Genomic DNA, 10,700 nt, shown 5'->3' with positions numbered 1-10,700 from the left:
CCGGCCGGCCGGTTGCCGCAGCAGGGGTGTCCCCCCGTTCCACTCGGAGGAGAAAGCGAACGACCCGGCCACATGGAAAAGCCGTGTGGACGATAACGGAATAGTTATATCACGCTTTCCCGAACAATTTTCCAATGGAGCCGGCCGATATCGTCCTGACGAAGGATACGTTCGAGGTCCTCGCGTCAGGGACCCGGCTTGATATTTTAAAGGCTCTGCATATACGCAGGATGACGATCACGGAACTTGCGGCCGACCTCGGCCTGGCAAAGTCCACGGTTCACCACCACCTGCAGAGACTGGCCGACGCCGGTTTTGTCGCCGCAGGCGACGACGGGCACGCCTGGGTGTACTACGCGCTCACGCCGGAGGGGCTGGCCCTCCTGCAGCCGCACGGCGGTGCCCGGATCCGGATTATCCTGGCTGCGGGACTGGCAAGCCTCGCCGGAGGGGTCTGTGCCCTCGCGGCCTTCCTGACCGCGCCGGTCCGGGAGGAGCCGGTGCCCCCGCTTGCGGGAGGGGGAGGCATCCCGGTCCCGGAGGGGGCTCCCGTGGAACTGCTCGTTGCCGGGATCGCGCTCGCGGTAATCGGGGGCGTCCTCATAACGTATGCCTGTGCCCGGTGGCGGAACAGACGTGCGGCGGCGCAGCACCTCGATCCGGCGGGTGAAGAGGTTACGTGACCGCTATGGTTTTTGAACCTGTTCGACCGGTATCGAACGCTTTCGCCGGTATTATCGTCTTCTCGAAGAGAGAATCCCTGTGGCTATCCGGAAGGAGCTCGGTGACGGCGGGAATCCCGCAGGTACCGGGCTCCCCTCCCCGGACACGACCCATAGGAGAGAACGATGAAAGGGCTGATATTCTCCGGAATAGGCATCCTGGTTCTGGCGCTCATTCTTGCAGGACTGGCTGTCTGCGGGACCGCACCTCTGAACACGACCTCGGTCTCCGGTGAATCCGTAGCCGACGATAGTGTGGCGGTCGGGAACAACCGGTTTGCGTTCGACCTCTACCGGCGCCTCGCGGCCGAGCCGGCGCATGCGGGAGACAACCTCTTCTTCTCGCCATACAGCATCTCCTCAGCCCTCGCGATCACCTGCGAGGGCGCCCGGGGCACGACCGCCGACGAGATCGCATCGGTGCTGCACCTTCCGGAGAACAAGACCCTCCGGAGAGCCGGGTTTGCCTGGCTGGATGCCGGCCTCAATCGGGGGAGCGCCAACTACACCCTCCGCACCGCAAACGCCCTCTGGGCGGAGGAGACCTACCCGTTCCTCCCGGCGTACATCGACACGGCCACCCGCTGGTACGGGGCGAACGTCACGAACCTCGACTTCATCAGTGACCCCGGGGGGTCGCGGGAGACGATCAACAGGTGGGTGGAGAGAGAGACCGAAGAGAAGATTCGCGACCTCCTGCCGCCCGGCTCGATCGACCCGCTGACCCGGCTCGTGATCACGAACGCGATCTACTTCAAAGGCACCTGGGTCGAACAGTTCGACGTGAACGAGACAACGGATGAGGAGTTCCGGGTTGCCCCGAACGCGACGGTGACTGTCCCGATGATGCACGGGGATGCCGTCTACCCGTACGCAGAGACCGAGGCCCTCCAGGTGCTCGAGATGCCGTACGCGCACGGGAACGAGACCGAACTCGCGATGCTCGTCCTTCTTCCCAGAGAAGACAACCTGACGGCCGCGGAGGAGGCACTGGACGCGGAGAGGCTTGCCGGCCTGCGGGAGGCCCTGGTCTCGCAGAATGTCAGGGTCTCTTTCCCGAAGTTCACGCTGGAGACGGGGTATCCTCTTCCGGGAGTGCTTGCGGCGATGGGGATGCCCACGGCGTTTGCCAATGATGCCGCCGACCTCTCGGGGATGGACGGCACGAGAGACCTCTTCGTCACCGGCGTTTTCCATAAGGCGTTCATCGACGTGAACGAGGAGGGCACCGAGGCCGCGGCGGCGACCGGAGTCATAGGCGGGCGGGGTGCCGCACCCATCTTCCGTGCGGACCACCCGTTCGTCTTCCTCATCGTCGAGAAGGACTCCGGCACGATCCTCTTCATGGGGAGGGTCGTCAACCCAGAAAGCCCGTGAGGGGGGACGGGAAGGGGCTGTTCCCCTCCGTCGTCAACGGATACCGGAGGAGCGGCGGCGTTCTACCCGGCGTCTCCTGTGCCGCCGAGCAAAGAGAGGAGCGCCACGACTTCCGCCCTGAGTGCGGGGATATCGTGGTCCACGACCGCCCAGACCTCCTCAGGGTCCACGCGGAAGTATGCGTGAACCAGGATATTTCGAAGACCGATTACCTGTTTCCAGGGAACCCCGGGAGAAGTGTTTCGCAGGTTCGAGGGGAGACGTGAGGCTGCTTCCCCAATGATCTGGAGATGATACACCATCCAGACCTGCACCAGTTCGTCCTGCAAAAAAGCATCCCTGCCCCGGACCGTATACCGCTCAATCCCCTCGATTGCTTCCAGGATGTCGAGGAGCCGCTCGATCCCGTCCCTCATAACGGTACTGCCTCTTTGAGGATCCGCTTTTTGTACCGCTCCTTGAGCGCCGTTTCCGTCACCACGTCCACCCGGCACCCAAGGGTCTCCTCCAGGTCCTGGATGAGCGCAATATGGTCGAGGAGGCTCCTGCCCTGCTCCAGTTCCACCAGAAGGTCGAGATCGCTCTCCGGGCCCGCCTCGTCCCGGGCGACCGACCCGAAGACCCGCAGATTCCTGGCACCGTGCCGCCTGGCTATTGCGAGAATCCTGGACCGCTTCTCCCGGATCAGATCCTGTGTGACGGGCATTGCTGTTCAATATCTCCTATCGGGAGCTGGAGATATAAATTTGCCCCTGATGACCGCATCGCCAAAAAATCTCCGGCAGGGCAAGCCCTCACTATGGTAACGGCCGTCCTGCCCTCCCGATAGCGTCGGGCAGACACTCTCTCAACCGACCGGCATGCCCCTGCAGGAAACCAGAGCACGGGCGGGGTGGGGCAAAGGCCGCTGACAAGAGTCGCAAAGATGCTGTGTTAGAGAATACACCATTCTCCTCACGAGGACCGGAGCCGGGAGAGGATCCGGAGCTTCTTTGCAAGCGCCGCCTCCGCCGCCCGCTCGACCCCGATCTTCATCTCCTCAAAGTCCCTTTTATCTTCGTCCACGACCTTCTTGACCGGGGTGTATGCCGACTCCCGGAACCGGGGGGTGAAGTCCCGGATCTCGCCGCCTACCGAGAGGACGGATTCGGGCGCTCCTTCCTCGACGTAGCCGACCTCTTTCATCGCGACGCCGGCGGACTCCACGACCCGCCGGATCTCGGGCGCGACCTCGGGCGGCGCGACGACCAGGAGGGCGTCGAGGGATACGCCGAGGTAGTCGATCTCGAGCGCGTCGAGCATCTCGAGGACGTTCGGCTGGACGAGGGTGCGGAGTTCGTCCTCGACAACGACGATCCGGCAGCCGGCGGTCTCCGCCATCTCGTAGGCGTCGCCCCGGAGCCCGCCGTTCGTGACGTCGGTCATGGCGTGGATGCCGTCAAGGACGTCGCTCGCGAGGAGCGCCTCGCAGGCCTTGAGGAAGTGGAGGTTGATCGTCTCCTCGACGACGTCGGGGAACCCGGAGTAGATAGCGGCGGTGGCGATCGTCCCGCCGCCGGCCCCCTCGGTCATGAGGAGGACGTCGCCGGGGGCGATCTGTTTTCTGGCCGTGAGGTGCCGGGCGACCCCGACGGCGCCGACGCAGCCGGTCATCCGGGAGCCGAGCACCATGTCCCCGCCGATGCGGAGGGTGGAGCCGGTGACGAGCGGGACGCCCATGGCCTCGCCGACGGCAGAGACCCCCGCCGTGTAGTCGAATATCTTCGCGACGTCGCCGTCGTCGGCGACGTGGATGTCGGAGAGGAGCGCGACGGGCTTTGCGCCCATCACGTAGACGTCCCGGAGCGTCGCCCGGGTGACGTGGAACCCTGCGAGGAAGGGGAAGTCGGAGAGGCGGGAGTGCATCCCGTCGACGGTGGTGATGATGTAGTCGCCCCCGGCACAGACGGCGCCGGCATCGTCCATCTCGTCGACGCCGACCGCGGCCTCCGTCCGGCCGATGATCCGGGCGAGCTGCCGGTGGGCGAAGAAGTCGCCGGATCCCCTTGAGCCGACGCCGAACTCGCCCATGGTCGATCCCGAAGGCTCGAAGGCGAAGAGGTCGCCGGCAAGTCCGGTCGAGTTCTTCACTTCGGCGAGGACCGCCCGGGCGAATGCCTCGGCGTAGGCGGGGGTCACGCGGCGGTGTTTTATGGAGAGCACGTCCCGGGCAAGGAGGCGCACGATCTCGTCGTCAGGGGCGCCGGCAGCGAGGTGCCGGCGGCTGATCTCTTCTACATCCATTGTAAGAGTGGTCGGTGCGGGATGAGATAAAGGGAGTGGCGGGCAAAGATTCAAGCGGATCTGCGCCGACAATTGAAGAATGACGGATGCAGAGATGATCGCCGCATGCTCCATCGCCGGTTCCGACTCGGGGGGAGGCGCGGGCATCCAGGCGGACATAAAGACGTTTACGGCGCTCGGGGTCTGGGGGCTGACGGTCATTACGGCGGTGACGGCCCAGAACACCCGCGAGGTGCGGGGGACCTGGATGCTCCCCGCCGAGGCGGTGCGGGCCCAGATAGAGACGGTCGCCGACGACTTTTCGATCGGGGCGTGGAAGACCGGGATGCTCGGCAACGCCGAAAACGTCCGGGCCGTCGCGGAGGCCCTGCCGGAGGGGGCCGCGCTCGTCATCGACCCGGTGATGGTCTCGACGTCGGGTCACCGGCTGCTCGCAGCGGACGCGGTTGCCGATCTCGTCGGCCTGCTCGTCCCCCGGGCGGCAATCGTCACCCCGAACATCCCGGAGGCGGAGGTGCTTGCCGGGATGAACGTCGCGACCGTCGAGGATATGGCCGAAGCCGGCCGGCGGATCCTCGATCTCGGCCCCCGTGCCGTGGTGGTGAAGGGCGGGCACCTCCCCGGCGGCGCGGCGATCGACATCCTGGTCGACCGGGACGGGGAGATGCGCCTCTCCGGCGAGCGCTATCCCTATTCTGTGCACGGATCGGGGTGCTGCTTCTCCGCGGCGCTCGCGGCATACCTTGCCCGGGGAATGCCTGCGCGGGAGGGGTTTTCCGCGGCCCGGGAGTTCATCGATACGGCCATCCGGGAGGCGGCGGGAGGTCCCGGGCCCGTGAGGATCGTCAACCCCGGGGGAACGATCCTTCGGCGACGCCGAAAGAATATTTCGTGATTCGGGCGACGCTGTGACGATTATTTCCGGTTTCCGGGGGATATTTCCGTTTGTTCATAGTCAGACAAAATCCCGGCAAATTTCCAATACAGCTGGCATTATTCAGTAGAAATGAAAAAAGACCAATTCATGATATAAAACAAATACGGAATTTTAATAACCAAGTGCTTGTAATTACTGTTAGAATGGATGAGATCGATGATGCGATCCTTCGGGAGCTGCAGAGGGACGGGCGGATGTCTATGGCAGAGCTCGGCTCAATGCTGGGCATCGCACCGTCGACGGTCTTCAAACGGATCGAGAAACTGAAGGGCGCCGGTATCCTCGAACGGTTCACGATCGTCATCAACCAGAAATGTTTCGAGCATACTCTGGTGGCTTTTCTGAACGTCAGGGTCCACCCGGACGGAAAGCCGGATATCGAGGAGTTCATGCGGGACCTCCCGTGCATCCTCGAACTCTACGAGGTGCTCGAGCCCGGGGACTTCTTCGTGAAGGTCCGCGTGCAGAACATATCCGAGTTGAAGCGGAGCGTGCTCGTCCCGCTCTCCGGTCTTCCGGGAGTGAGGGATATCCAGACGATCATCTCGGTGAGGAAGGTCAAGGAACAAACATGAATGGATTGCAGATTGAAACCATGCAGCAGATGCTTGCGATCGTGACGCTTCTTTTAGGGGCGCTCCTGATCGGCGTCATCTACAACGCCTACCGGATCGTGAGGCAGCCGACCCTGCTCCTCTTCGTCTACGGGCTTTTCACGCTGGTCGTGGGGATCACGTTTGCCGATATCGTGAGCATCTTCACGCCCGACGCGTTCATCATCGCCTGGTCGGCGGTCTTTTCCCGTATCGTGGTGATCCTCGGTCTCTGCGTGATGGCCTACGGTATCCTGAGAGGGTAAGATGCGCACCGGTATCTCGTTTGCCCGGGACTGGCAGTTGATCAAGGTAGCCCGGTCCCTGCGGCGGCACGACGTCTCCGGCCCGCTGGTGCGGAGAATCCTGGAGGACGCCCCCTCCGGCCTCACGGAGCGGGTCACCGCCATCGCCGGGCGGCTCGGCGAAGAGAACGGAAAGATGCTCCTCGCCCATACCGAGGAACGGTTCGACCCCCCCACCCTGATGGAGGGGCTCCTCCTGACATGGGGGATCCCCTGCGAGCCCGCTGAAGCCGACGACGGGGGCGTGACGATCGCCATCGACTGCGAGGGCTCGGCAGCGGCGATCCGGGAGACCTTCGCGGACGTCCGGGTGGCCGGGCCCTACCTCGCCGGCTACGTCCGGGCGCTCCAGCCCGATGCGATGCTCGAGACCGGCGACGGCGGCATGATGACGATCCGGTTCCCGCCCCACGGCGAGTAAGGCGGGAGCCGGCGGTTTTCGGAGGCTCCCGCCGCGGGGCCATTTTGAAAATATTTATCTACCGTCAGGTTCGTTCGTTTATCCAGAGCGTTTCGGAGGATATGTATGGAGACGAGCGGAATACGGGCGTGCCAGAGCTGCGGGATGCCGATGAGCGCAGAGGAGCATTTCGGGACGGAAGCGGACGGCGCACCCTCGAAGGACTACTGCGCGAACTGTTACCGGAACGGCGCTTTCACCGAACCGGGGATCACCATCGACGGGATGGCGGAGAAGTGCGCCGCGGTCCTGTCGCAGCTCTTCGGCATCCCCGCCGCAAATGCGGGAGAGTTCGCCCGGGAACAGCTGGTATGCCTGAAGAGGTGGGCCGGGAGGGAGATTCCCCTCTGCGGGAGCTGCGGGATGCCCCTTGCACGCGACGAGGACGCCGGGACGGAGGCGGACGGCTCGCTCTCGACGGATTACTGCACCTACTGCTACCGGGACGGGGGGTTCACCGAACCCGATCTCACGAGGGAGCTGGCGGTCGGGAAGTACGCCCCGATGATGGCCTCGCACCTCGGGATACCGGCCGAGAAGGCAACGGAGATGGTGCGGCAGTACCTCTCGACGCTGCCGAGGTGGCGGGAGCAGGGCCCGGGGTAACATTTATAGACCCGACGTCAATGTAACTACTACAGGACATGAACCCGGGAACCGACATCTATACCCTTCTTATCCAGAAACGGGACGAGATCCTCTCACTCGCACACCGGAGGGGAGCAAAAAACGTCCGGGTTTTTGGGTCGGTTGCACGGAACGAAGCCCGGGCTGACAGCGACATCGATCTCCTGATCGACCTGGACCCCGACCGGAGTCTTCTCGACGTGGGGGGTCTTGCGATGGATCTATCCCTCCTGCTCGATCGTCCGGTCGACGTCGTGACAGAAGCGGGACTCCGGGAACGTATCCGCTCAAGGGTCTTGCGGGAAGCGCGGCCGCTATGAGAGACGATCGCGAGCGGGTACTGGATATCATCGAAGCCATCGACCGGATTGAAAGAGTATCAGGCCGGGGCCGTGAGTACTTCTACAACGACGAAATGGCACAGGTCTGGGTTATCCATCATCTCCAGATCATCGGGGAAGCCGTGCGGGGGATCTCTCCGGGATTCAGGACTGCAAATCCGGGTATCCCGTGGTCGGACATCATCGGGATGAGAAACATCCTCATCCACCACTACTTCGGAATCGACCGGGATGCTGTCTGGAACATGGTCGAACATGACCTGCCGGCACTGAAAAGGCAACTCCTGTCCCGGACCCTGGAGTAGCGGCTCCGGATTATGGAGTCAGGACTCCACAATCTCACACTACAGGAAAAAAATCTAAAAATTAGCGGAATAGAGCAACAAGGTCTTCCTTTGTGATATCATTATGGTTTGCTATATCGTTCAGAATATTGTTCAACGTTGGTCGCGTCTGTTCTTTTCGAAGGGGAATGATGATCATGTGTCTTTTGTTGTCGGTCTCTTTGACCATTTTGATGTGGCTTCCGCGTTGATGAACAAAAGAATAACCGAGTTTCTCAAGAACCCTGACGATATCCGAACTACTAACAACCGGAAGCTTTGGCAACGGAATGCACCTGTAACTCTGTTTGCGTCAGGATTGTGATCTCTTCTTCTGGTTCGAGTTCATCTTCAAAATACAAAAGTACGGCTTCTGCGATGTTTTTGAGGAGTTCTTCAAAGTCTCTCCCGTCGGTGAAGATGCTATGTCCGATTGCGTGAGCAGACCAGCATCCGTCTTCGTAGACCGTTTCAAATCGGATGATCATGATGTGAACTCCCGGAACGAGTATGGAACTTGAAAAATAAAATATTTGCTGTATTTATCGTGCTGGATGAAGGGGACGGAGCGGGAAATTCCCGACCAACCGGTGCGGGGATGGCCCGGTACAACCGTCCCGGCAGTCGCAACTCGAAAACCCTCCAGGTTTTCTCAAGCTCCGTTCCTCGAAGCCTGATGGCTTCTCGAACTCCTGTCCGAAACCCTTCGGGTTTCTCAAGCTCCGGCCCTGCGGGCCATCGCATCCTGCGGACAGTCGTTCCTACCGGAACGTCGCACGTTAAGGCGTCGCGCGAGACCGCATCGTTGCCGGGTGCCAGAATTAGCGAAGTCCTGAACTCGGACATCTCCTCGCTCCTTACCGATGTTCATCATCGTCCTGCAACGCCCGGCGGCCCGGGGGCGACCGGCCGATCCACGGCACCGTTCCGCTCACCCGTGCCGCGGCCCGCAGACACCTCTCCGGCCTCCAGGGCAGCAGCCCGCGGGTGCCGCGCACGCTCCCCCACCCCCGCCCGCCTGCCGCACCCCGGGAGCGCCGTCGTGCCCCTGTTTATATATACCGGGAGCGATGAACTCATATTATCCTCAAAACGGCATTTCCAGTCCGTCCGTTATTTTCGGCAACTCGTTTATGCTATGAAAGATCCTTTCGAACAGGCGTGTCTGACGATATTAAATCATTCCGGAACGGATCACTACGATATCTATAAATATTATGGAAAATCAGTTTGTTTCATCGACCCATAGCCCCATCCGGGGCTGGAGTCAAGAGGTGTGTATGATGAAATTCAGAGAGAATGAAGAAGCGGTATCGCCGGTCATCGGCGTTATTCTGATGGTCGCCATCACGGTGATCCTCGCTGCGGTGATTGCAGCGTTCGTGTTCGGAATGACCGGGAACGTGCAGACGACGAAGACGGTTTCGATGCAGGCTAAACTGGACGGCGGCGCCATCGTCATAACCGTCAACGGAGGCTCGGACCTGCCCACGCTCCAAGAGATCACTGTCACGCATGCCGGCGTCAAACCAGCAGATGCTGATTTCACGCTTCCTGATGATGATCACCTGGACGTGGACAATACCAATGATGGAGTGATTAACGGAACCTTCTCTGTAGGGGACGTGATCAGCTTTGAACCCGCTGATGGCACATCCGGCCGGCTCCTGATTGTCGGCAAATGGTCTGACGGTGCCGAGCAGATCATCCTTGACAGGACCTTCTAATCCCAAACACTTTTTTGGGCCTGACAGGCCGAATGTGAACCCTTACCTGAAACGGAATTCAGACGACGCATCATACTCTGATCGATCCCGGCAGCCATGCATCCCCGTCACGGAGAGAACGCTCCGGCACCCCGGTTCGTCGCAGGGTTGCACTAGCGGTATTCTTCAGCCCGCCAACCAATGAACTACCAAACGCCCATCCCCACACCCGGAGACAAAGCATGCCCATACCCACAAGATCCCTCCTCCCCGCCCTCCTCGCGACCGCCCTCGTCCTCCCGGCGAACATCTACGTCATCGGCGACGCCATCGGCGCCGGCCTCCAGTGCTCCTTCTTCCGCTACCAGCAGACCTGCTTCGGGGCGAACCTCATCACCCTCACCGACGACCTTGGCTACGTCGCGTCCGGCATCATCGGCGGCCGGTCGGCCGTCTCGATCCTCCTCTGGGTCCTCGGCACCGCCCTCCTCCTCGCCGCCGCCGGGTACGCCGTCTGCCGCCGGTATGACGGGATTGCCGGGATCAGAAGGCCGCTCGCCCTCCTCACCGCCGGGGGTGCCGTCGCCTACCTCCTCTCCTGCGTCGCCCAGTACGGCCCCGGCCTTCACGGCCCGGCGGGGCTTTCCGTCCCGGTGGGGGTGCCGCTTATCCTCGCTGTGGCGGGGTACGTCATGACGGCGGAGGACGACGATGAATCGGGGTATGAGGAAGAAGAGGACTACGGGGAAGAGCTGGAAGGGGAACAGTAATACATCCCTTCTTGTGGGTTGAATCTCCTTTTTGTTCGCCCTTCCTGTTTGCCCGTGTTGGAAAGCGCTCAAAGTCACAGTGTTCGCTCAGTCACACAGACCCTGGCACGGCTTTCAAGGTGATATCGCGTCTGGGGGAGTGCGACTGGCCGAAGGGCAGGAGCATGAGCACCGTCGGGTGCGAGGGGTTTCAGGGGAGGGGGGCGAGCCCCCCTCCCCTGTCCCCACCCCCCATGGCGATTCTCCCACGGTCCAC

General features: G+C 61.9%; 16 protein-coding genes. 11 read left to right on the top strand and 5 right to left on the bottom strand.

Features of this window, described 5'->3' with window-relative positions; all coding sequences use genetic code 11:
- The first annotated feature begins 134 nt into the window (after positions 1-134).
- Positions 135-683 (top strand): winged helix-turn-helix domain-containing protein, encoded by a 549-nt coding sequence (locus DIC75_RS05240; RefSeq protein WP_250986983.1) that lies wholly within the window; start codon positions 135-137, stop codon positions 681-683.
- Positions 684-848: 165 nt separating this feature from the next.
- Positions 849-2,099, top strand: coding sequence for a serpin family protein (locus tag DIC75_RS05235; protein ID WP_250986982.1), 1,251 nt, complete (start codon positions 849-851; stop codon positions 2,097-2,099).
- 62 nt (positions 2,100-2,161) lie between these two features.
- On the opposite strand, the gene DIC75_RS05230 is transcribed toward DIC75_RS05235, so the two are convergent.
- The 3 genes from DIC75_RS05230 to DIC75_RS05220 form a co-directional block, all read right to left on the bottom strand.
- Complete coding sequence (locus DIC75_RS05230; RefSeq protein WP_250986981.1) at positions 2,162-2,515, bottom strand: HepT-like ribonuclease domain-containing protein; 354 nt, start codon at positions 2,513-2,515, stop codon at positions 2,162-2,164.
- Positions 2,512-2,805, bottom strand: a complete 294-nt coding sequence (locus DIC75_RS05225; protein ID WP_250986980.1) for a nucleotidyltransferase family protein — start codon at positions 2,803-2,805, stop codon at positions 2,512-2,514. The genes DIC75_RS05230 and DIC75_RS05225 overlap by 4 nt, the downstream gene beginning before the upstream one ends.
- Before the next feature lie 248 nt (positions 2,806-3,053).
- Positions 3,054-4,382 carry an AIR synthase-related protein gene (locus DIC75_RS05220; RefSeq protein WP_250986979.1) on the bottom strand — a complete coding sequence of 443 codons (1,329 nt, stop codon included), beginning with the start codon at positions 4,380-4,382 and terminating at the stop codon, positions 3,054-3,056.
- A 79-nt stretch (positions 4,383-4,461) separates the two neighbouring features.
- Between DIC75_RS05220 and thiD the strand changes: the two genes are divergently transcribed.
- The 7 genes from thiD (at position 4,462) to DIC75_RS05185 (ending at position 7,950) form a co-directional block, all read left to right on the top strand.
- Positions 4,462-5,277: a bifunctional hydroxymethylpyrimidine kinase/phosphomethylpyrimidine kinase gene (gene thiD / locus DIC75_RS05215; RefSeq protein ID WP_250986978.1), complete on the top strand. Its 816-nt coding sequence runs from the start codon at positions 4,462-4,464 to the stop codon at positions 5,275-5,277.
- 185 nt (positions 5,278-5,462) lie between these two features.
- Entirely contained in the window at positions 5,463-5,894 is a 432-nt protein-coding gene (locus tag DIC75_RS05210) for an Lrp/AsnC family transcriptional regulator (RefSeq protein ID WP_250986977.1), read from the top strand.
- Positions 5,891-6,178, top strand: a complete 288-nt coding sequence (locus DIC75_RS05205) for a hypothetical protein (RefSeq protein WP_250986976.1) — start codon at positions 5,891-5,893, stop codon at positions 6,176-6,178. The genes DIC75_RS05210 and DIC75_RS05205 overlap by 4 nt, the downstream gene beginning before the upstream one ends.
- 1 nt (position 6,179) lies before the next feature.
- Complete coding sequence (locus DIC75_RS05200) at positions 6,180-6,638, top strand: hypothetical protein (RefSeq protein ID WP_250986975.1); 459 nt, start codon at positions 6,180-6,182, stop codon at positions 6,636-6,638.
- A 105-nt stretch (positions 6,639-6,743) separates the two neighbouring features.
- Positions 6,744-7,283, top strand: coding sequence for a zinc ribbon domain-containing protein (locus DIC75_RS05195; protein WP_250986974.1), 540 nt, complete (start codon positions 6,744-6,746; stop codon positions 7,281-7,283).
- A gap of 38 nt (positions 7,284-7,321) precedes the next feature.
- Positions 7,322-7,624: a nucleotidyltransferase family protein gene (locus DIC75_RS05190; RefSeq protein WP_250986973.1), complete on the top strand. Its 303-nt coding sequence runs from the start codon at positions 7,322-7,324 to the stop codon at positions 7,622-7,624.
- Entirely contained in the window at positions 7,621-7,950 is a 330-nt protein-coding gene (locus tag DIC75_RS05185; protein ID WP_250986972.1) for a HepT-like ribonuclease domain-containing protein, read from the top strand. Before DIC75_RS05190 ends, DIC75_RS05185 begins: the two co-directional genes overlap by 4 nt.
- Positions 7,951-8,011: 61 nt before the next feature.
- Here DIC75_RS05185 and DIC75_RS12335 read toward each other — a convergent pair whose 3' ends face one another.
- Complete coding sequence (locus DIC75_RS12335; RefSeq protein WP_352151555.1) at positions 8,012-8,254, bottom strand: type II toxin-antitoxin system HicA family toxin; 243 nt, start codon at positions 8,252-8,254, stop codon at positions 8,012-8,014.
- Complete coding sequence (locus DIC75_RS05180) at positions 8,232-8,456, bottom strand: type II toxin-antitoxin system HicB family antitoxin (protein ID WP_250986971.1); 225 nt, start codon at positions 8,454-8,456, stop codon at positions 8,232-8,234. The genes DIC75_RS12335 and DIC75_RS05180 overlap by 23 nt, the downstream gene beginning before the upstream one ends.
- 792 nt (positions 8,457-9,248) lie before the next feature.
- On the opposite strand from DIC75_RS05180, the gene DIC75_RS05175 reads away from it, so the two are divergent.
- Both DIC75_RS05175 and DIC75_RS05170 read left to right on the top strand, forming a co-directional pair.
- A complete protein-coding gene (locus DIC75_RS05175; protein WP_250986970.1) occupies positions 9,249-9,695 on the top strand; it encodes a type IV pilin domain-containing protein in 447 nt (148 codons plus the stop codon).
- 221 nt (positions 9,696-9,916) lie between these two features.
- Entirely contained in the window at positions 9,917-10,444 is a 528-nt protein-coding gene (locus DIC75_RS05170; protein ID WP_250986969.1) for a hypothetical protein, read from the top strand.
- Positions 10,445-10,700: the final 256 nt, after the last annotated feature.

Origin of the sequence: Methanoculleus oceani (assembly GCF_023702065.1) — an archaeon.
GTDB lineage: Archaea > Halobacteriota > Methanomicrobia > Methanomicrobiales > Methanoculleaceae > Methanoculleus > Methanoculleus oceani.
Note: the sequence above shows the minus strand (reverse complement) of the source record. Positions and strands in the feature narration are given on the sequence as shown.